This window comes from Lysinibacillus sp. FSL K6-0102 (assembly GCF_038003545.1).
In the GTDB taxonomy this organism is placed as follows: domain Bacteria; phylum Bacillota; class Bacilli; order Bacillales_A; family Planococcaceae; genus Lysinibacillus; species Lysinibacillus capsici.
Map to the genome: position 1 here is coordinate 1,858,608 of NZ_JBBOPH010000001.1, position 19,981 is coordinate 1,878,588.

A 19,981-nucleotide genomic window follows, 5' to 3' on the forward strand; every position below is an offset into this window, starting at 1 on the left:
AGTAATCGTTTACTGGGGCTTTTCATGTTAGTCTGCCTGTACCTCTTCAACAGTTTGCTCTACCTCAGCACGAGTCATTTTTTCTCGTCCTTCTTGCATTGCCTTTAGTGTTTTGTGCGCTAAGGCAAGTGGTAGGCGACAGAATAGCAGAATAGTACGTTTATTGATATCCTTCATATATAAATCTGCTTTGGCTAAATTTTCTTCTGCATACGCAAATAAATCCTCGCGTGTCCATCCCTCTGGTACGAAACTTACACCACGTTCATCTAAATCCTCATGCTGATTACGTAAGATGTTGACAGCCTGCAATCCACGGCCATAGCCTATTGCTAGCTCGCGATCCGTTTGAACGCCTGCACCCCATGCCCAAAGCTCAGACAGCATCGTCCCTACAAGCCCAGCCACGTAGTATGTATAATCGTCTAAATCCTCACGTGTGCGGACCTGCCAATTCGCCTTTGCCCATTTTGCCATCCCAAAAGCCATTTCACTTGTGGAAGCCTGTACAATTTTTCTCGATTCCTCAGGGCAAAATGTCAGCCAATCTGCTAAACGAAGGGATACTTCAGGTAATAGCTCTGCATAAGGTGCAAGTAATGACTGATAGGCTTCGTTATTGAAATTGTCCTTTAGTAATTCACTCGTAGCTGACAGTAAATCAAATTTTACATCATTAGAAAGTTCTTCATGGTCTTCAATTTCATCAATAGCACGCATTGCTAAATAGGCTGCAGCCACTGATATCTTTAAATCATTTTTTAAAAATGTAATAGGTATATAAAACGTGCGGCTTGTATCTTTCAAAACCTGCATCGCTTCTTTGTAAAGTCTTTTTTGCTCGTTCACTTGTATTCCTCCGTTCAAATGGTTCCACATCTATAGTATATCGTATCGTAAAAATAGGGAAAGATAAAACAGATTGTTCATATTTAGAGAGATATTCTTTGAAAACGTTTCCTAAAAGTGATATAGTTTAATAGTAAACTATTTAAACCTATACTTTCATTGTGGACGAAAGTATAAGTTAAACCACATTACAGAAGAGAGGAAGTTTAGAAAAATGGGACGTTTAGATAACAAAATTGCGATGATTACTGGTGGCGCATCTGGTATGGGTGCAGCAATGGCGAAATTGTTTGCCCAAGAGGGTGCTACGGTAATTGCAGCTGATATTAATGAAGATAACCTAGCAAAAATTTCTGAGCTTGACCATGTAGAGGGGATGAAATTAGATGTTTCCTCTGACGAAAACTGGGCAGAAGTGACGAAAGCCATTGTGGAGAAATATGGTCGCATTGATATTTTAATTAACAATGCTGGTATTTCATCCGAAAAAGGGCCAGATCAAATTACACAAGCGGATTGGTCAATCATGCATAATATCAATGCCTTTGGACCTTTCCTGGGCATTAAACATGCCTCTAACTATATGAAAGAAGCTGGGAAAGGCTCTATCGTTAATACATCCTCTTACACAGCAATTATTGGCGCTGGCTTTAATGCCTATACAGCCTCTAAAGGATCTTTACGTGCGATTGCTCGTGCAGCGGCATCAGAGCTTGGTGCTTTCAATGTTCGTGTCAATACAGTATTCCCTGGTGTCATTGAAACACCAATGACTGCTAAATTATCAGAAGCAAAAGAAGCAATGGATATGTTAGTAAGAGCAACACCAATGGGTCGCCTTGGTCAACCAGAAGAAGTAGCGAATGCTATTTTATTTTTAGCATCTGATGAAGCTTCTTACATTACAGGTGCCGAGCTTGTCATTGATGGTGGCTATTCAGCACGCTAATTAATCGTTTTAGGAAAGTGAAAGTGCCTGTTCAAGCAGTGCATTTTCACTTTTTTTTACATTTCAAGATTTAAATAGTGGAACGTCCGATTTGGACTCTCCCATCACTATTTCATGAACCACCCAAAGCGCCTTAATATGATAGGCATCGTGCATAGCTAATCTCTTCATTTCAAGCACTAATGAGTGCTCTCCTGGAATCTGTTTATATAAATCTTCATATTCCGCTTTAGAATATTCGTTAAATTTCAAAAACAGCATTATGCTTTAACAAAGCTTTATTTTTTTAGTAGAATGATAATAAAGCTTTAGAAATGCATTAAAATTCAGCTATCATATAGAAAAAATTTGATATTTTCCATGATTTTTTCATGAAAGTTTACGAAGTTATTGCACAATCATTTCAACAGCGTTAAAGTTTAGAAAGGGCGAAAATGTCATTACACAATTTGGGGGATTGTACTGAGCGTTTAGCTTTTGTACGAACAAATTAATTGGTCAGGATTTTGGCACACAAAACTCCTTGCAAAATCCTTCGTACCAATGAGGGCATGTACTTTAATAGTTGCCTTAATCTTCGCGTAAACTGCAATCATTATATGACAAAGTTGCGTAATAAAAACAAAGGAGAATTGTATGCCAAAGGCTATAGGTATTGATGCAGGCGGCACATTGACAAAGGTTGCTTATTTAGATCAACACAATGAACTTGTTTTAACAACCTTTCCGTCTAATGATCTGCAATCTGTAAAAAAATGGATTATCGATCATCCAGATATTGAGGATATTGGTGTTACGGGGGGACGTACAGAGCAATTACTTGATGTCATTAAAACAATGAAATCGATTCATTATATAGTGGAATTTGAAGCAACATTAAAGGGTGTCCGATTTTTACTAAATAAAGAAGGCTACTTTTTTGAGCGTAGCATGATTACCAATATCGGGACAGGCACTTCCATTCATTACATGGAGGGCAATACCCATATTCGCGTTGGCGGGACAGGCGTTGGTGGTGGGACGTTAATTGGATTGTCAGCGCTTACAACAGGGATTACAGATTACAATGAAATACGAGAAATGGCTGACAAGGGCCATCGTGAGAGCATTGATTTATTAGTTAAGGACATTTATCAGGGCATGGATACACCTATTGATGGTCATTTAACTGCAAGTAATTTTGGGAAAGTAGGCATTACCCAGTCCATGAAACATCCTGCAGAGGATATTATAGCGACGGTTCAGGGTCTAGTAGGTGAAGTTATTACCACGCTTAGCATTCAATATGCGGAAGAAAAAAAGGCTCAGCATATTGTCTATATTGGATCAACTCTCAGCAATAATGCTCATCTTGCCCGTGTGATTGCAAATTATACACGTACGAAAAAGCATACACCTGTCTTTATTAACGATCATGGTTTTTCAGGCGCTGTCGGAGCATTGCTCAACATTACAGAATATACAATTGTCTAGGGACGAAATATGAATGAACATGACTAATACATATTAGTCATGTTCATTTTTTTACAATTAGCGAAGAAACTGACCTACATAGTAACGCCTCAATTTGAACAAATTATGTGCAGGAGGTGATGTTACGTGGGGAAACGTAATAATCGAAATAACAGTAAAACCATGAATATGCGAACGCATAATCCTTTTGGTACTTACAAAAGTAAGGATCTTGATCGAAGTAATAGCAATAACAACAATCCGAATGACAACTTAAACGAAGAATTCGCAGCAGAATTTGATGCAAAAGCTAAAAATAAAAACAATAAAACGAATCATGATAAAAACCAGCAGTCCAATAAAACGAAATAACGGAGGTACAAATCATGGCAAAAAAGAGAAAAACAAGCTTTAAAAAGAAAAAGAAGGAAGATACACATAAAAAGAATGATCGTGAGGAGTACTCAGCAGAGTTTAACCAAGTCATTCATAATAACCCTCAACAGCCAAAGCAATAAAGACAAGCTGCTCCAAATCTTTTTGGAGCGCTTATTTTTTAAAGGAGTGATTCAAGTGAGGAAGTTATATTTACTTGGGATTGTGCTTGTTTGTCTTACTGTGTTCATACAAACAGCAATGGTTGCAAATGCACAACAAGAAGCACCTCCAGCCTATGCCAAATGGGGACAAATGGCCATCAAAGAGGTAAAGGCAAAATATCCTTCAGCCAAAATTATCGATTATTTGCATGAGGGTAAAGAAGTACATGGGGCGTCAACAATCGAAAAGTTTAAGCTCTGGCTCAAGCAACCCGATAAGGAATTTGGTGTCTATGTAAGAATTAGTTATCAAAGTGCAACACAAAAGGTAGAAAAAATTGAATTACAAGAAAGTACGTCATGAAAAAAAGGATGCCCAGAAAAGGCATCCTCATTCATTTAACTTTCAAGCTTTTGAATAAACGCACGCATCAAGCCTGGTAAATCAGGCCAGGCATGTCCACTTACTAAATTGCCATCTGTATGAAGATTGGCATCAATATAAGTAGCGCCAGCCACTTGCACCTCTGGCTTGCAAGCAATATAGGCTGTCAGCTCACGTCCTTTTAGCACTTCAGGAATCGTTGCGAAAATTTGTGCCGCATGACAAACGGCTGCAATCGGTTTATTCGCTTCGAAAAAGTGGGATACGAGTGTTGGCACATGCTCATTTAAACGAATGTATTCTGGCGCACGACCACCAGGAATAATCAATCCATCAAAATGGGTTGGATCAACATCAGCAAAAGAAGCATGTGCCTCTAAACCATAGGCAGGTCGCTCGATGTATGTATCGACGCCATCTACAAAATCGTGTAGTACAGTTTGTAATTTCTTAGCTGATGGTGCTGCAATTGTGACATCATAGCCTGCCTCAAGACAACGATAATAAGGATAAAAAATCTCTAAAGCCTCTACGGCATCTCCTGCAAGTATTAAAACTTTTTTCCCCATGATTCCATCTCCTTTACATTGAAAGTTTATTAACTTTTATTCGACACATGCAACAAATTTCCTGCTGCTGGTCAAGCCATCTTGGCAAATTACTTCCTTTACAAAGAAAAAAATGAAGCGTATAGTATTTATTTAGCTAGGTAAATAATTTTAGGAGGTAGATAGTGATGAATCCAATTTTCCATGCTTTATTCCAAAAAAATCGCTATTTAACTAATTGCTTAAATGAAGTGCTGAAGCAGCATCATTTATATAGTTCTCAGTGGACCATTTTATATTGCTTACATAAAAATGGACCGATGACATTGACGCAAATTTGGAAATATTTAAATGTGGAAGCGCCAAGTATCACCAGAGCGATTACAAGGCTTGAGGCATTGGGCTGGGTACAACGATTAGATGGTGAGGATAAACGAGAAAAGATAGTGACTTTATCCACACAAGCAGAGGAGCGCCTACCAGCCATTACAGCGACTATTCGAGCGTTTGAGGAGGAAATGGTAGGTTCTTTAACTGCTGAAGAACAAGAGCAATTTCTGAAGCTATTGGAAAAAATGAAAGGTTGATGGACATGCAGCAAGAAGAGAATACACAAATATGGACGAAGCGTTTCATTAGTCTATTTTTAACGAATATCTCAGTTTTTTTTGTATTTTATGGACTTGTAACGACTTTGCCGCTTTATGCAATAGGGGAGCTACATCAGACAGATAAGGAGGCAGGGCTTCTATTGTCTGGCTTTTTATTGTCAGCTATCATTGTACGCCCGTTTTCAGGAAAACTGTTGGATGTATTTGGTAAGAAAAAACTGTTAGTCCTCTCAATCGGGGGCTATTTTATATGTACCGTCTTATATTTATTTATTCATCCATTCGGCCTTTTACTTGGTCTACGTTTTATACAAGGGATTTTCTTTAGTATTATTACAACAGCTGCAGGATCTTTAGCGGCTGATATCGTTCCAGCTAAACGAAAAGGAGCAGGCCTTGGCTATTTCACGATGTCTACAAATCTAGCTGTCGTTATTGGTCCATTTATCGGACTATTATTAATACAATATAGTACCTTTAACGTATTGTTCATCGTTATGAGTATCTGTATTCTAGCAGGAGGAATTCTAGCGTTAACGGTCAATACTGATGATTTACCGAAACCTGCACATGAAGGAAAACTAACCTTTAAATTTGATGATCTGTTTGAGCGAAAAGCGTTACCTGTTGCTGCGATTGCTAGTTTAGTAGCCTTTTCGTATGCCAGTGTTTTATCCTTTTTATCGGTCTATGCACAGCAAAAGGATTTAATGGCTGTGGCCAGTCTTTTTTATGCGGTGTTTGCTGCATCCATGTTAATTACGCGTCCGTACACAGGTAAACTTTATGATACGAAGGGACCACAATTTGTTATTATTCCCGGCATTATCTCCTTCGCCATCGGGCTCGTTATGCTCGCTTTTGTAGAGGGGCCCGTATTATTTTTGAGTGCTGCTATTTTTGTAGGTTTCGGCTATGGTGCTGTGACGACAAGCTTGCAAGCATTAGCCGTTCAATCCACAGCCATCCAGCGAAGTGGCTATGCTACAGCAACCTATTTTACGATGTTTGACCTTGGAATCGCACTAGGTTCTTATATTTTAGGAATGGTAGCCGTGCAGGCAGGCTATGCTTCAGTTTACTTGTCAGGTGCAGGCTTACTAGGGGTTGTCTTTATTATTTATCTATTACGACTTGCAAAGATGAAACCGAAAAAAATAGTGAATATATAGTAAAACAGTTGGGCCTGTCCCAACTGTTTTTATGATTATAGGCAATCATGTAGCGTGGCCGTTTTAGACCAAAATATGGTATAATAAGAGAGTAACTAGATAGAGGTTTCATGGGCGGTTGGCACAATATTAACCTATCTCATTCAACTTATGGAAGAGAAAGGAGTTGATGCCTTTGACTATTTTTGAAGCAATAATGGTTGCGATAAGTCTTTCAACACTTATTGTTTCTGTACTTGCATTGTCATTTACTTTTACACAAAAAAAGTAAACCGCCCCTGCCTCGCCAGCATGTGAGATGGTTTACTTTCATCACTTTGCAAATCGCCTTTGAAGCGATTCATCTTGTTACTAGGACCATTGGTGTTCCAGCACCAATGGTCTTATTTACTTATATACATCTTCACTAAGAATTATAACATGGATAAACGGTTTTTTTCAAATAATGTAAATTTAATTGTCATTGATTACAATAATTTTTGGGAAACAAAATATATGGAACCTAAATGGCTTGAGTGGGCAAAACAGCCACAATCAATTGCACAGGCAGGACTAACTTATTCGAAGGATATTTATGACTTGGAAAGGGTTTGAATCATTAAGAGAAATAAGCGTTGACATTATAGCACACCACACAGAGATCGATAAGACAGTTATACGTGATTTTATTTGCTAATGAGACGGGTTTTGCGACCTCCAAAATAGATATTAGGGCGGTGGTTTTTAGGGACAATAAAATATTAATGGTTAAAGAAAAGATGGATGGTGATTGGTCATTACCAGGTGGCTGGGGCGACATCGGCCTTACACCTAGTGAAGTAGTTATCAAAGAAACGAAAGAAGAATCGGGATTTAATGTAAAAGCAATCAAACTCATAAGTGTATTTGATAAGAAGTACCACCCTCATCCACCATCTCTCTACCATGTCTATAAAATGTTTATCCAATGTGAAATCATTGGAGGACGTGCAGAAGAAGGCATGGAAACTAACGCTGTTGCGTTCTTAGCTGAAAATGAACGCCCTCTCTATCAATGGCTAGAAATACCGAATCACAAGTAAAATTAGCTTTTCGTCATTTAAATAATCTATATTTACCTACCTATTTTGATTGAAATCTCAAGCTGAATAATATGAATTGTATATTTGACGATTAAAGGAGAGCCGCTCAAACCAGCTCTCCATTTTTTATGTATTCTTCGATTTTTTCGAATTTGTATTTGACATAAAGTGTGCATAAAGGAAAACACTAAGAAAATCTTAAGAATTGATGTCTGAGTTTGTTAAGATTTAATTAGTATTATATCCTTATACGAATCCTATAGGGGTGATTGACATGAACCTAAAGCGGTGGAGGAGTGAATGTAGTTGAACATTTTGATTTGTGATGATGATAAAGAAATTGTTAGGGCGATTAGCATTTATTTAGAAAATGAGGGCTATCAAGTATTCAAAGCTTACAATGGGATAGAGGCAATCGATCTTATTCGAGATCACATTATTCATCTTATTATTATGGATATTATGATGCCCAAAATGGATGGGATTACGGCGACGATGAAGATTCGGCAAGATAATATGATTCCGTTAATTATGCTTTCTGCTAAATCAGAGGATTATGATAAAATACTGGGATTAAATATCGGAGCAGATGATTATATGGCCAAGCCGTTTAATCCATTAGAACTTGTGGCTAGAGTGAAATCGCAGCTCAGAAGGTATACGACCTTTGGAAGTCTTGAGAGGAGTAGTGCTGTATTTCAAACGGGTGGTCTTATGATTGATGATGAACAGAAAATCATTACTGTTGATAAACAAGAGGTTCATTTGACACCAGTGCAATATAAAATCTTAAAGCTTCTCACAGCCAATGCTGGAAGAGTATTCACGATTGAAGAAATTTATGAAAAGGTATGGAATGTCAGGGCTATTAATCCTGAAAATACGGTTTCGGTTCATATTCGAAAGATTCGAGAAAAAATTGAAATTAATCCAAAAGAGCCGAAGTATTTAAAAGTTGTATGGGGAGTTGGGTATAAGGTTGAGAAAGTTGAGAAGTATTAGTCATGCACTTATTACGAAAGTAGTTGTGTTTCTAATTGCTGTCGCTTGTTTAACTGGTATAGCGAGAGTAATGATTAACATGGAATTTAATGAGATTCATCTTAGTAGTATAAATCAAGATAACTACTTTGAAAGTCGAGCATTCGCAGATGAAAGTTACAGCATTATTGCTCCTTTAGCGCAATTAATCGGAAAATACAAAAGTGAAGAATATATTTTAAGTGGGAAGACACTAACAGAAGAGGATAATAGAAGAATCGAAGAGGAATTATATTATGATTTTCGCAATTCTTACAGATATAATCCTAATTTGAGTGAAGAGGAAAATAAGCACATCTATCAGGAAAAATATGCAAAAGACATTGCTAGAACAAAAGAAGAAAGTATGAAAGAACAGGTAAGAAATTTTTATCAATTACGTAGTACGCTTGAAGCCTATGAAGGAATTGTGTTTTATGCGAGTGACGGTGAACATAAGTTCTCCAATAGTGATCTCACAAAGAAAGAGCAATTTGAATCCTTTGATGCCTATATGTTATTTGAAGAGTATCAACAAAAGCTTTACCCAAATGAAGTGAAAGAAAGTCAATACTTGGATTACTTTACACACGAAGTTAACATGTTGAACCCACAAACAGATGTTATTTATGTGGGGTTTAAAAATTCTTACCTACAGCAAAAAATATCGAAATGGGAAAAAGATAAAGCGGCTGCCCAAGGTTTTCTAAATGAATGGATGGTACTTCTAGCAGGGTTTATTTTATGTTTTGTGTATTTAATCATAGTTATTGGAAGAACGCCATTTGATAAAGAAGAAATTCATTTCCATGTCATAGATAAACTTTATAATGATCTTAATATTGTGCTTATCGGTTGCTTAACAGCGATGTGGATCGCCATGATTGTTGAGGTCTTCCCTGATATGTACATGTTCTTCACCGTGCCTATTTTTATCATTGGCTTACTATTGATTTTATCACTCGTAAAGCATATTAAAAATAGAACGTTATTTCAGCATACACTCCTCTATCAACTTTTCAAAAAGCTATTTATTATGGTGAAACATGTTTTTGACAGTGGCAGTACAGGCGTCAAAATTGTGCTGCTAATTATTGGCTATCCATTAGTAGTGGCGGCTACGTTTTTCATGTTTCCTATTACGATGGGGGTTGCTGCCTGGTTGGCAATGAGAAAGGTGAAGTCGTTTAACCGCATTAAAGAGGGCGTAGAGCAAATTAAAAATGGAGATCTTCATCATCGAATTGAAGTTGACGGAAAAGGGGAGTTTAATCAACTTGCAGAAAATATTAACCGTATTACAGATGGGTTAAAAAAGGCAGTGGATAGTGAAATCAAGAGTGAGCGTTTAAAAACAGAACTTATTACGAATGTTTCGCATGATATTAGAACGCCTTTAACGTCAATTATTACGTATGTTGATTTATTGAAATTAGAAAACGATCCTAAAATGATTGAAGAATATGTAGATGTGTTAGATCAAAAATCGAAAAGACTCAAGCTTTTAACGGATGATTTATTTGAAGCGGCTAAAGCATCAAGTGGTAGTATACCTGTTCAGTTAGAACGGATTGATATCGTCTCATTACTAACGCAAGGAATTGGAGAAATGGATGAAAAAATTGAAGCCTCGTCATTAGATTTTAAGTTAGCCCATCCAACAGAAAAAGTGTATGTGAAGGCTGATGGTAAACTCCTATGGCGTTCCATCGAAAACTTATTCTCGAATATTTTTAAATACGCACTGCCTACATCAAGGGTATATATTGGTGTTGAAGACGTAGGGAATGAAATACTTGTGACATTTAAAAATATTTCAGCATATGAATTAAATATTTCAGTTGATGAGTTAATGGAACGCTTTAAACGAGGTGACGAATCAAGATCAAGTCAAGGTAGCGGATTAGGGTTGTCGATTGCTGAAAGCCTTATTCACATCCAGAATGGCAAATTCTTAGTTCAAGTAGATGGTGATTTATTTAAGGTCATGATTTACCTACCGAAATTTCCAAATGAATAATGTAATAAAGGAATAGGATACATGCGAGTCCTATTCCTTTTGTGTACGTAAAGAAGATAAAAAAAGAGAGCGGCATAAGCCAACTCTCCCTTAACTTAGTTAAAATTCTTTTGTAAAAATGCCTTTGTACGGTCGTTTTGAGGGTTTATAAAGAAGTTGTCTGGATGATCGGATTCGATAATTTGACCACCATCCATAAAGACGACCTTGTTTGCTACCTCTCGTGCAAAGCCCATTTCGTGTGTTACCACAATCATCGTCATCTGATCCTCTGCTAGGCTTTTCATAACCTTTAATACTTCGCCTGTCAGCTCAGGATCTAAGGCAGAGGTAGGCTCATCAAATAATAAAATTTGAGGATTCATCATAAGGGCACGTGCAATTGCTACCCGCTGTTTTTGGCCGCCAGAAAGATTAGCTGGAAAAGCCTTGGCCTTGTCGGCAAGACCAATTTTTTGTAGTAAATCTTGACAGCGTTTTGTAATGGCTTCTGCCGATTCTGTTTTTAATAAGCTCGGTGCCATTTCAAGGTTTTGCTGAACGGTTAAATGGGGGAACAGGTTAAAGTGTTGAAAGACCATCCCCATTTTAGCTGTGATTGCTTTGATGTCTTGTGGCTTTGTATATCGACCATCTTGCACTAAATAATCGCCATCTACTACAATACTGCCACCATCGATTTCTTCTAAATGTATTAAGCTTCGAAGCATTGTACTTTTCCCAGATCCAGAGGGACCGATAACTGCAATGACATCATTCTTCTCTACTGAAAATGTAATTTGTTTCAGAACCTCCACCTGATCGAAAGATTTCTTCAAATTTGTTACTTCCATTAATGCCATATGTGTCACCTCTATTCGAATTTAAAGCGTTTTTCTAGCCATTTAAAGAACACCGTCAAGACAAGGGTCATGACTAAGTAAATTGCACCAGCAATAAAGAACGGTGTAATTGTGAAGTCACGATTGACAGCTGTTTGCGCAAAATGTAGTAATTCTGGAACAGCAACTGCATAAAGTAGGGCTGTATCCTTAATTAGTGTAACGGATTCATTTGATAATGCGGGTAAGGCGACACGAAACATTTGTGGCAAAATAACACGTGTCGTCGTTTGCCATTTGGATAAGCCGAGTACCTGGGCTGCCTCATATTGTCCTTTATCGATGGCAAGAAGACCACCACGGAATATTTCTGCAAAGTAGGCAGCATAATTTAAAATAAAGCCAAGACAAGCGGCCACAAAACGATCGAGTACTAAATATTCACCGATTACTGGCAGCATAGGTAAACCAAAGCAAATTAATAATAATTGTAGTAATAGTGGTGTACCACGCATGATATAAATATACGTATGTGCAAGCCAAGCGAGTGGTTTTATCCGACTTTTTACGGCGAGTGTTAGTAAAAAGCCAAATGGAATCGATACCAGAATGGCAATGAAGAACAGTAAAACTGTCATTTTTGCCCCTTCTAGCATCGGTAATATCATAGTTTGCCAGTAATCCGCCATAACGATGTCCCTCCAAAAAGAGTAAGAGTTCCGCTAAGGAAACTCTTACAGTTGATGTATCCTGTCATTATTTTAATACTTTATCTTCACCGAACCATTTTGTTGAAATGTCAGCCGCAGTACCGTCTTCATTCATTTTGTCTAACGCGGCTTGTAGTTTTTCTAATAAGGCTTCATTTCCTGGTTTCACACCAATACCGTATTGCTCAGGTGCGAGTGATTCCTCTAATAATTTGAATGTGTCAGGCTCTTGTGTCATGTAATATTCTGCAACTACAGCATCAATTACCACAGCATCAACACGGCCTGTTTTTAAGTCTGATAATGCTAAAACATTATCCGCAAATTCTGTAATTTTTTTCACTTCTTTGTGAATTGGATTACCGTTTAATGCATCGGCTGCAGAAGAAAGGGATTGAATACCTACTTCTTGTCCAGCTAAATCACTTAGCTTCGTAATCTTTGAATCTGCCTTTGTTATTACAACTTGAGAGTTTTCAAGATAAGGCTTTGTAAATAAAACCTTTTCCTTACGTTCATCTGTAATGGTATAACCGTTCCATATTAAATCAATACGTCCACTTAATAATTCAGCCTCTTTTGTTTTCCAATCGATTGGCTGGAATTCTGCTTCAACGCCCATATGCTCTGCTGCAGCGCGAGCTAAATCAATATCGAATCCAACGATGTCATTTTTATCATCGCGGAAGCCCATTGGTGCAAATTTATCGTCAATTCCAATAATAATTTTTTCTTGATCTGCTGCTGTTTCGTCTTTTTCTGCTGTCTTTTCTTTTGAAGTACCGCATGCTGCTAAAACGATGACAGCTGTCAGCATCATAAATAAAGTCAATACACGTTTCATTTTAGTTTCCCCCTATAATCTAACGCTTTCATTTGCTAAACTACTAATGTGTTAAAGGATAACATCGTACTCTAACAATGTCAATATCGTTTTGGATTAATCAGAAAATGAGCGGCGTTTTCTAGCATTTTTTTGAATATCATAAAATTATGAAATTGGGGGATAGTAAGTAACTAAAGAATAGGGAAAAGAAAAAGGGACTGCTCCTATAGAACAGTCCTGTGAAATGAGGCTAGCCATTTTTGCTTTGGATTGCTTTTCGTGCCAAGGCATCGGCCGCTTTGTTTTGTGAGTCGGGCACCCATTTGATAAAGAATAAATCAAAGCTAGTGGCAAGCGCTAAAGCTTTTTCTAAATAAGGTTTAAATTCCTCATTTTTCACATATTCTTTTTCCATAGAAGCAACAACGATTTTGGAATCTGAACGCACCGAGACAAGAGGGGAGCCTAGCTTTTGTGCTTCTTCAAGACCACGAACCAATGCCGAAAATTCAGCAATATGGTTGTTTGTTTCACCAATATACTCGCTGATTTGGATCTGGTGACCTTCACCTTTAATAAATACTCCTATCCCACTTGGCCCGGGATTTCCTGCACTGGCAGCATCTATATAAACTTCTAACATATCATCCCTACTTTGCGTTTTGACTTCATTATAATTGTACAACAAGGCTATGGGCAAAGCATCCTTGTGGGCAATTCGTGTTTGAAAAAATACGTAGGAAGTAAACAAAATAGTTGCTTGTTGAAATTGAACGCTTCATAATAGTAGGAAGTGAATTTTGGACGTGAAAGGAGCGAGAGTTCAACATGGATAAAGTGACGGTTATGAAGGATATTGATGAACTGCATGATACGTTTTGTTCGGATTGCTTAGTGATTAAGCAATTACGTAAAGAACGTGGTAAACCAGGGGCTCATCGTTTCTGCATTGAAGCCTGTTCAGTTGGAGAAAAGCTACAGTTCCTAGGGGAAGAACTTTTAAAAGTTTATAGCAAATAAACACATGAGAAAAGCTACATGTATTAGCAAAACGCTAGTACATGTAGCTTCTTTAATTGTCAAGATTATTTCGTTTCAGCATAGCTGCTTAGATCTTGGTAATACTTTGTAAGAGAGGAAGCCGAAATATCGAATGTCGCAGCGATTTCTTTTACCGTCATAGAAAGGGACTCAAACAGCTCCTTTTCCTGACCGTAACGAATAGCACCAGCTGCAATGGCCGCTTCTTTACGCGCAGTCGGTTGACCTTCAATTAAATAGTCTTCTAAAAGCTCAAGCATCGGTGCTGTTTCACGCTCATTTTGCTCTAGGAAGTCTTTTACTTGTGTCAGGACATTGCTCTCAAAGTTTGAGAATTCCTCACCTTTATAGCCATTTGATACTAATAACTCCCAAAATGCTAGGTGCTCTTCTTTTAAGAAGGAGCCAACCTTCTTCTCTGAAGCCTCAAAGCGCTTCTTGAATTCTTCAAAGACCTTCGCATGATCCTCTGGGAAGAAAATCAGTGTAGACACAGCTAAATAATGAGCCGATTTCTTCGTGCCATCTGGTAAAATGAAGGCAAATACATGCATACCTTCAGGAATCGGTTTGTTATTTTCACGTCGAATATAAAGCTCATCATTTGTAAGTATATGATTAGCCTTGAAATATTTTTCCTCAACAACAGACACCGTACCAATAAATAAAGTAGGCTGAGACCAATCTTCAAGTACTTTGACTGTAGAAGGTCTTACCGCTTTTTTCTTCGTTTTCTTCAAATAATTTTTCCAAATAGATGGCTCTTGATGGAAGAAAAAGTCGTCTAAAGCGATGGCTTCAATAAGCTCTCGCTGTAAAACGCTCTCTAATTTAGGCTGCCATGTGCCCACATGCTCAATATAGGCACGAACATCTTTACGTTCTGGATATTCTAAGTAAAATGTTTGTAGCACACGCTCTAATTCTTCGATTTGTACTGCTTCCACTGTTACTTGTTGTTTGCCTTCACAACATTTTTTATATTTTTTGCCGCTACCGCATGGGCATGGATCATTACGTTTTACCATAATTAGAACACTTCCTTTAATCATTGTTAATCGTATATTGCTAAATAATTTGCGTACTCTTAATAATAACGGTACTTTTGTATGAAGAAAAATGATTGTCTATTTTGAAATATCTAAAAAATATAGAGGGACGCCCTGATTCTAGTATATGTACGTATTTTTCTACTTAGAACTAAAAAAAGAAAACGATCTATACCTTGAATAGGCAGGACCGTTTTCTTAAATTATTGCTGAACCGCTTCGATTTCCACTGTTAGACGTTCAAGCTCATCAATTAAATGGCCAATGTAGGCAATTGTATCACGAAGTGGTTGGTCAGTCGTAATATCAACACCAGCCATTTGCGCTAACTCCACTGGTGATTTTGTACCGCCAGCCCGAAGAACTGCTAGCCAATCTTCAACAGCTGGAGCGCCCTCTTTTAAAATACGTTGAGACACTTGTGTGGAGATGGTTAACCCTGCACTATATGTGTATGGATAAAGGCCCATATAATAGTGCGGCTGACGCATCCATGTGAGTTCAGCACCTTCAGAAATAGCGACTGTATCACCCCAGAAATCTTCCAACACGGAACGTTTTAATTGATTGAGGATGGTTGCATTAACTGCTTCTCCAGCATCAATTAATTCATATACTTTGCGTTGATAGGCAGCTTCTAGTAAATGTGTAACAAAGTTATGATAATATGTTTTCGCTACAATATTGGAAATTACCCAACGTTTAAAGCGTAGATCTTCATTATGTGTTAGTAAATAATTTGCTAACAGCATTTCATTCATTGTCGATGGCGCTTCAATAAAGTATAGAGATGGACGACTATTAAGATAAGATTGATGTTCATACGTATTTGCAAAATGCCCAGCATGACCAAGCTCATGAATAAGTGTAAAGACTTCATTCATTTGTTCATTCCATGACATTAAAATATAAGGATGGCTACCATACGGGCTTGAACAAAATGCCCCTGTAGATTTTCCTTTGTTTGGCGCATAGTCAATCCAGCGTTCATTAAAAGCTCTCTCCATTAATTGATTATAGTCTTCACCCATAACGGCTAATGCCTTTTCAACATATTCTTTTGCCTCAGCCATTGATAATCTTGGATCATACTCAGGATCCAGCGCAATTTTTAAATCTGCAAATGTCATTTGGTCGATTCCGTTGGCTTTTTGAATTAACGTTGCATAGCGACGCATATGCGGGGCAAGCTCTTTAGTGATTAAATCAATTTGACGATTATAGAGCGAACGATCGACATCTTGATCAAATAATAAATAATCAATGACAGAATTAAAGCCTCTTAGGTCAGCCATTGTTTTTTCTTGTTGAATATGTGTGTTATATACTTGTGCCGTTGTATGCTGGTAATCGCGTAGCTTGCTTGAAAAGGCTTGAAAGGCAGCACGGCGTACATCTGTATTTGCTTCAAACTCCCAGTCATTTTCGTACAGCACAAAGCTAAGAGGATGCTTTTCGCCATTGGCTTCAAATTCGCCAAAATCCATGTCCACTAATTTTGTCGTATTGTACGTTTTATATGGCGCGTCAAATGTGGCACTGAAGGCTGCCAGCGCTTTTTCCACTTCAGGATGGAGCTGGTGTGGTTTTCGTTTTAATAATTCCTCTAGATATCGTTTGTAAAGAGGGCTTAATGTCGCTGCTTCTTGTAAAACAGCTTCATCCAATGCCAGTAACTCGCTGCGCACGAAGGATAGTGCACTGCTGACTTTTCCGATAGCTGTACCAAACTTTGCCGCACGCATTTGTGCTACATCATTTGTGCGATCTGTCTCAAGATTTAAGCTTGCATATGTGCCAATCGGAACAAACTTTTTTTGTAGCTCTTCAAAGGCTGTTAACACGTCGATTACTTTTTGTGCATTTGTAATCGTACCTTTGTATTGTTGCTCGAAGCTAAGTGCATCTTCCACTAATTGTGCTAAGGTAGGTTCAAAATCAGCCTCATTGCTCAATAAATCTGTTAAATCCCAAGTTTCCTCTACTGCAACATCTTTTCGTAATGGTAAAACTTTCATTTATGGACACCCCTTTACATATAAGTGATTTCATTATAACGAAACTATTTCGGAAAGTGAAATAATTTCATAGAATAGTTGAAATATTCTTACTCTAAATCGTTTCTCATGAAGGATGTTTGAAATATTGTCGGTCGGGAACAATGAGTGTATAGCCAACATCTTTTATTACTCATACTAATGGCTAGAACAAGACATATTGGAGGAGAAATTGATTATGACACAAAACTTAAACAAACAATTAAATAAGCTAGTGGCGACGTGGTCTGTGCTTTATACAAAGCTACACAATTATCATTGGTATGTCACAGGTCCAGCCTTCTTTACACTGCATGCAAAATTTGAAGAGCTATATAATGAAACAACATTGAATTTAGATGAAATAGCAGAGCGTATTTTATCAAAGGATGGCAAGCCAGTGGCAACATTAAAAGAGCATCTAGAGCTATCCTATGTAGATGAAGCAACAGGTGAAGAAACGACAGAGGACATGGTTGCAACGACAATCTCAGATTTCCAAAAGCTGATGAAAGCTTTAAATTCTACAATGGAGCTAGCCGCAGAAGAAGGAGACGACCGTACAGAGGATTTACTCAATGCCATGTATCAGTCTCTTGAAAAGCATACATGGATGTTAAAGGCCTTTCTTGACAAGTAAAAATTGACAATTTGCATGCTGAAGAAGAAATTCTCTCCAGCATGCTTTTTTTCTGCCCTGAACTTATTATGTCAAATCAGCAACGTAGTTTAAGGCAATTTAACAATTATTACAGTTTAGTAAATTGGGTTTGTTTGTGTGTAGTGCGGGTAATTACCTAGTAAGCCATACAACATAGGAGGAATTGAACATGATGAATGAACAAAATCCAAAAATTGAGGTGGCCCATACAAGGGATGAAATGCTTCACATTTTAGAGAATATGCGAATGGAAGGTTATCACCAAGACGATATTCATATTATTGCGAGAGATCCCCAACAGTTTGAGGATGTAAAATGGGATGCCGATGTGCAAACGCATGAGGCTGGAAATTGGGTAGATCAATTTAAATCTTGGTTTACAGGCGACTCAGCCGTTACAGAGGGTTTAAAACGATTTAATCTGTCAGAGGGACAAATCGCTTACTATGCGCATCTTGTAGAACAGGGAAGTATTGTCTTATATGCAGAACATGAGGATGATGTCGATACACTCCAAACATATCCAGAGACTGCTGAAGAGCAAGAGGAGCGTTTAAGAAATCAACAGCGTATGGCAGAGGCAGAGCAATATAGAAGATTTTTATAATGAATCAAACTAACGAGATATGACTATTTCTCGCTAGTTTGAATATAGACAAAGTCGATTGTTTCGACTTTGTCTATTATTTTATCTAGCATGTCTTGAAAAGAAGGGCTATTTTTTAAATGCCATCTTTATATTTAGAAATGTTATTTTTCGCATTTAGTATTGAAAGAATAGGATCACTTGTTTTCTTTTTAAAAGGTTGCGAAAGCAGGTCTTGTAAATTAGTAGATTCTCTAATATCAAGGCTTTGTTTGGTTTCCATGAGGAGAACCCTTTGTCCTGTTGGTTTGACAAGGTATTGACGTACATAGCCATTTTCGTATCTGACCTCAATTTTCGATTTGTTCTTTTTTTCGTCTTCCTCTTCACGGCCACCGACATGTCTCATTAAATCCAGTAGGTTTTGTGTTTGAATTGGTTGATTATCCTTGGTTGGTAAATAATATGACGTATGTAAGGTTTGAATTTGCATGTATGAATCTCCTTTATTTTCGTCCCTATAAAAGTTATACTATTTTACATGTAATCGTGCTATAAATTCAATACATAGTAGAAAAGGAAGCTTGAGAAATAACTCTCAGCTTCCTTTTTTATTCATATGCACTATATTATTGTATGACTTTTTCCTGTGCATCCTTTTTCATAAAACGTAATACATGGAAATGCTCTAATTGTGCTACTAAATTCCCTATAAGAATGAAGCTGCCACCAATCATTAATTTCATTGTTATGCCTTCTCCGATAAACATCATGGCAAACATAGCGGCAAAAATTGGTTCTAAGGAGAATATAAGACCTGTATGTGTAGCAGAAGTATACTGTTGTGCAACAGTTTGACCAACAAAGCAAAACGCACTACAGATGATGCCAAGCCCTAAAATAGCAATCCAGGATATCGCTGAATTTGGCATTGTTGGTGTTTCGAATAGAAAGGTTAACACAAGTGCATAAATTCCAGCAAAGCCAAGCTGATAAATTCCGTATGAAATGGACTCTACATTTCGTGTGAATGAGCTATTTAAAAGTAAATAAATTGAATAACATAACGCAGCAATTGCTACTAATAAATCACCTTTATGGAATGTGAATGAGCCGTGTGCTGTTAAGACGGTAATACCAATCATGGTACAAATGATCGCAAAGCTAACTGCTCGAGAAGGTAATTTTTTTTCAATAAAGCTGCTGAAAATCGGCACTAACACGACCGTTAGGCTCAAGATGAAGCCAGCATTTGAAACAGAAGTAGATTGTAAACCAAATAAACTTAACGCGAACACAATGAATAATAAAAATCCTTGAATAGCCGCATATTTTAATGTTTTACCATTTACTTTGATCATCCGTTTGTAAAAAATAAGTCCTGCTACAAAAAATGCGATGATACAACGTAATGCCACCACATTATAAACTGCCAACGTTTCTAGCCCCATGACCATAAAGGTATAAGAGAGCCCCCAAAACATTGTGACAATAACCATCAATACATTTGCTTTTCCTTGGATACTCATTATGTTCACCTACCATCTGTGTACTAAAACAGTTTTATACTAAAAATTACTATATATCTTGTATTGTGATTAGTAAAACGAATGTTTATAATGAATAGGATTAAAAAAATTCATGT

Annotated in this window: 22 protein-coding genes and 1 pseudogene; 13 read left to right on the forward strand and 10 right to left on the reverse strand. The window is 37.5% G+C overall.

Going from position 1 to position 19,981, the window contains the following annotated elements; genetic code table 11:
* Positions 1–27: 27 nt before the first annotated feature.
* Positions 28–849: a squalene/phytoene synthase family protein gene (locus NYE73_RS09195; RefSeq protein ID WP_082148098.1), complete on the reverse strand. Its 822-nt coding sequence runs from the start codon at positions 847–849 to the stop codon at positions 28–30.
* A gap of 214 nt (positions 850–1,063) precedes the next feature.
* On the opposite strand from NYE73_RS09195, the gene NYE73_RS09200 reads away from it, so the two are divergent.
* The 5 genes from NYE73_RS09200 to NYE73_RS09220 all read left to right on the forward strand — a co-directional run bounded on the left by NYE73_RS09200 (position 1,064) and on the right by NYE73_RS09220 (position 4,153).
* Entirely contained in the window at positions 1,064–1,798 is a 735-nt protein-coding gene (locus NYE73_RS09200) for an SDR family NAD(P)-dependent oxidoreductase (RefSeq protein ID WP_004269367.1), read from the forward strand.
* Positions 1,799–2,434: 636 nt separating this feature from the next.
* A complete protein-coding gene (coaW, locus tag NYE73_RS09205) occupies positions 2,435–3,271 on the forward strand; it encodes a type II pantothenate kinase (protein ID WP_036076313.1) in 837 nt (278 codons plus the stop codon).
* A 126-nt stretch (positions 3,272–3,397) separates the two neighbouring features.
* Positions 3,398–3,622, forward strand: coding sequence for a hypothetical protein (locus tag NYE73_RS09210; protein WP_004269369.1), 225 nt, complete (start codon positions 3,398–3,400; stop codon positions 3,620–3,622).
* Positions 3,623–3,636: 14 nt separating this feature from the next.
* Complete coding sequence (locus NYE73_RS09215) at positions 3,637–3,768, forward strand: hypothetical protein (protein WP_004269370.1); 132 nt, start codon at positions 3,637–3,639, stop codon at positions 3,766–3,768.
* A 55-nt stretch (positions 3,769–3,823) separates the two neighbouring features.
* Positions 3,824–4,153 (forward strand): DUF3889 domain-containing protein, encoded by a 330-nt coding sequence (locus tag NYE73_RS09220; RefSeq protein ID WP_054550802.1) that lies wholly within the window; start codon positions 3,824–3,826, stop codon positions 4,151–4,153.
* A 35-nt stretch (positions 4,154–4,188) separates the two neighbouring features.
* On the opposite strand, the gene NYE73_RS09225 is transcribed toward NYE73_RS09220, so the two are convergent.
* Positions 4,189–4,743 (reverse strand): DJ-1/PfpI family protein, encoded by a 555-nt coding sequence (locus NYE73_RS09225; RefSeq protein WP_054550803.1) that lies wholly within the window; start codon positions 4,741–4,743, stop codon positions 4,189–4,191.
* Positions 4,744–4,910: 167 nt separating this feature from the next.
* Here NYE73_RS09225 and NYE73_RS09230 point away from each other — a divergent pair, with 167 nt between their 5' ends.
* The 5 genes and pseudogenes from NYE73_RS09230 to NYE73_RS09250 all read left to right on the forward strand — a co-directional run bounded on the left by NYE73_RS09230 (position 4,911) and on the right by NYE73_RS09250 (position 10,606).
* The gene (locus NYE73_RS09230) at positions 4,911–5,309 is read left to right on the forward strand and encodes a MarR family winged helix-turn-helix transcriptional regulator (protein ID WP_004269373.1); all 399 of its coding nucleotides are present in this window, start codon (positions 4,911–4,913) and stop codon (positions 5,307–5,309) included.
* A 5-nt stretch (positions 5,310–5,314) separates the two neighbouring features.
* Positions 5,315–6,505: an MFS transporter gene (locus tag NYE73_RS09235; RefSeq protein ID WP_373275171.1), complete on the forward strand. Its 1,191-nt coding sequence runs from the start codon at positions 5,315–5,317 to the stop codon at positions 6,503–6,505.
* A 495-nt stretch (positions 6,506–7,000) separates the two neighbouring features.
* Positions 7,001–7,619: pseudogene (locus NYE73_RS09240) on the forward strand (NUDIX hydrolase).
* Between the two features lie 253 nt (positions 7,620–7,872).
* Positions 7,873–8,568 carry a response regulator transcription factor gene (locus tag NYE73_RS09245; protein ID WP_259948644.1) on the forward strand — a complete coding sequence of 232 codons (696 nt, stop codon included), beginning with the start codon at positions 7,873–7,875 and terminating at the stop codon, positions 8,566–8,568.
* Positions 8,546–10,606, forward strand: coding sequence for a HAMP domain-containing sensor histidine kinase (locus NYE73_RS09250; protein WP_259948647.1), 2,061 nt, complete (start codon positions 8,546–8,548; stop codon positions 10,604–10,606). The genes NYE73_RS09245 and NYE73_RS09250 overlap by 23 nt, the downstream gene beginning before the upstream one ends.
* A 95-nt stretch (positions 10,607–10,701) precedes the next feature.
* Here the strand turns inward: NYE73_RS09250 and NYE73_RS09255 are convergent, their stop codons facing one another.
* The 4 genes from NYE73_RS09255 to NYE73_RS09270 all read right to left on the reverse strand — a co-directional run bounded on the left by NYE73_RS09255 (position 10,702) and on the right by NYE73_RS09270 (position 13,606).
* Positions 10,702–11,448: an amino acid ABC transporter ATP-binding protein gene (locus NYE73_RS09255; RefSeq protein WP_259948649.1), complete on the reverse strand. Its 747-nt coding sequence runs from the start codon at positions 11,446–11,448 to the stop codon at positions 10,702–10,704.
* Between the two features lie 11 nt (positions 11,449–11,459).
* Entirely contained in the window at positions 11,460–12,116 is a 657-nt protein-coding gene (locus tag NYE73_RS09260; protein ID WP_004269380.1) for an amino acid ABC transporter permease, read from the reverse strand.
* Positions 12,117–12,183: 67 nt separating this feature from the next.
* The gene (locus tag NYE73_RS09265) at positions 12,184–12,981 is read right to left on the reverse strand and encodes an amino acid ABC transporter substrate-binding protein (RefSeq protein ID WP_054550807.1); all 798 of its coding nucleotides are present in this window, start codon (positions 12,979–12,981) and stop codon (positions 12,184–12,186) included.
* 232 nt (positions 12,982–13,213) lie between these two features.
* The gene (locus tag NYE73_RS09270; RefSeq protein ID WP_054550808.1) at positions 13,214–13,606 is read right to left on the reverse strand and encodes a ribonuclease HI family protein; all 393 of its coding nucleotides are present in this window, start codon (positions 13,604–13,606) and stop codon (positions 13,214–13,216) included.
* A 185-nt stretch (positions 13,607–13,791) separates the two neighbouring features.
* Here NYE73_RS09270 and NYE73_RS09275 point away from each other — a divergent pair, with 185 nt between their 5' ends.
* Positions 13,792–13,983, forward strand: coding sequence for a zinc-finger domain-containing protein (locus NYE73_RS09275; RefSeq protein WP_048390078.1), 192 nt, complete (start codon positions 13,792–13,794; stop codon positions 13,981–13,983).
* Between the two features lie 65 nt (positions 13,984–14,048).
* Here the strand turns inward: NYE73_RS09275 and NYE73_RS09280 are convergent, their stop codons facing one another.
* Positions 14,049–15,032: an SEC-C domain-containing protein gene (locus tag NYE73_RS09280; protein WP_004269384.1), complete on the reverse strand. Its 984-nt coding sequence runs from the start codon at positions 15,030–15,032 to the stop codon at positions 14,049–14,051.
* A gap of 224 nt (positions 15,033–15,256) precedes the next feature.
* On the reverse strand, positions 15,257–17,071 hold the full coding sequence (gene pepF / locus NYE73_RS09285) for an oligoendopeptidase F (RefSeq protein ID WP_259948656.1): 1,815 nt from the start codon (positions 17,069–17,071) through the stop codon (positions 15,257–15,259).
* A gap of 217 nt (positions 17,072–17,288) precedes the next feature.
* On the opposite strand from pepF, the gene NYE73_RS09290 reads away from it, so the two are divergent.
* Together NYE73_RS09290 and NYE73_RS09295 are read left to right on the forward strand one after the other, a co-directional pair.
* Positions 17,289–17,729: a Dps family protein gene (locus tag NYE73_RS09290; protein ID WP_054550810.1), complete on the forward strand. Its 441-nt coding sequence runs from the start codon at positions 17,289–17,291 to the stop codon at positions 17,727–17,729.
* Between the two features lie 190 nt (positions 17,730–17,919).
* Positions 17,920–18,357, forward strand: a complete 438-nt coding sequence (locus tag NYE73_RS09295; RefSeq protein WP_048390084.1) for a general stress protein — start codon at positions 17,920–17,922, stop codon at positions 18,355–18,357.
* A gap of 115 nt (positions 18,358–18,472) precedes the next feature.
* Here the strand turns inward: NYE73_RS09295 and NYE73_RS09300 are convergent, their stop codons facing one another.
* Positions 18,473–18,829, reverse strand: coding sequence for a hypothetical protein (locus NYE73_RS09300; protein WP_054550811.1), 357 nt, complete (start codon positions 18,827–18,829; stop codon positions 18,473–18,475).
* Positions 18,830–18,965: 136 nt separating this feature from the next.
* Positions 18,966–19,865: a DMT family transporter gene (locus NYE73_RS09305; protein ID WP_004269389.1), complete on the reverse strand. Its 900-nt coding sequence runs from the start codon at positions 19,863–19,865 to the stop codon at positions 18,966–18,968.
* Between the last annotated feature and the right edge of the window lie 116 nt (positions 19,866–19,981).

Bases quoted from the DNA above. Each gene is read 5' to 3' on its own strand.
- NYE73_RS09265 (WP_054550807.1), bottom strand. From the start codon at position 12,981: ATGAAACGTGTATTGACTTTATTTATGATGCTGACAGCTGTCATCGTT.
- pepF (WP_259948656.1), bottom strand. From the start codon at position 17,071: ATGAAAGTTTTACCATTACGAAAAGATGTTGCAGTAGAGGAAACTTGG.
- NYE73_RS09255 (WP_259948649.1), bottom strand. From the start codon at position 11,448: ATGGCATTAATGGAAGTAACAAATTTGAAGAAATCTTTCGATCAGGTG.
- NYE73_RS09260 (WP_004269380.1), bottom strand. From the start codon at position 12,116: ATGGCGGATTACTGGCAAACTATGATATTACCGATGCTAGAAGGGGCA.
- coaW (WP_036076313.1), top strand. From the start codon at position 2,435: ATGCCAAAGGCTATAGGTATTGATGCAGGCGGCACATTGACAAAGGTT.
- NYE73_RS09230 (WP_004269373.1), top strand. From the start codon at position 4,911: ATGAATCCAATTTTCCATGCTTTATTCCAAAAAAATCGCTATTTAACT.
- NYE73_RS09280 (WP_004269384.1), bottom strand. From the start codon at position 15,032: ATGGTAAAACGTAATGATCCATGCCCATGCGGTAGCGGCAAAAAATAT.
- NYE73_RS09305 (WP_004269389.1), bottom strand. From the start codon at position 19,865: ATGAGTATCCAAGGAAAAGCAAATGTATTGATGGTTATTGTCACAATG.
- NYE73_RS09215 (WP_004269370.1), top strand. From the start codon at position 3,637: ATGGCAAAAAAGAGAAAAACAAGCTTTAAAAAGAAAAAGAAGGAAGAT.
- NYE73_RS09290 (WP_054550810.1), top strand. From the start codon at position 17,289: ATGACACAAAACTTAAACAAACAATTAAATAAGCTAGTGGCGACGTGG.
- NYE73_RS09295 (WP_048390084.1), top strand. From the start codon at position 17,920: ATGATGAATGAACAAAATCCAAAAATTGAGGTGGCCCATACAAGGGAT.
- NYE73_RS09300 (WP_054550811.1), bottom strand. From the start codon at position 18,829: ATGCAAATTCAAACCTTACATACGTCATATTATTTACCAACCAAGGAT.
- NYE73_RS09275 (WP_048390078.1), top strand. From the start codon at position 13,792: ATGGATAAAGTGACGGTTATGAAGGATATTGATGAACTGCATGATACG.
- NYE73_RS09270 (WP_054550808.1), bottom strand. From the start codon at position 13,606: ATGTTAGAAGTTTATATAGATGCTGCCAGTGCAGGAAATCCCGGGCCA.
- NYE73_RS09200 (WP_004269367.1), top strand. From the start codon at position 1,064: ATGGGACGTTTAGATAACAAAATTGCGATGATTACTGGTGGCGCATCT.
- NYE73_RS09235 (WP_373275171.1), top strand. From the start codon at position 5,315: ATGCAGCAAGAAGAGAATACACAAATATGGACGAAGCGTTTCATTAGT.
- NYE73_RS09225 (WP_054550803.1), bottom strand. From the start codon at position 4,743: ATGGGGAAAAAAGTTTTAATACTTGCAGGAGATGCCGTAGAGGCTTTA.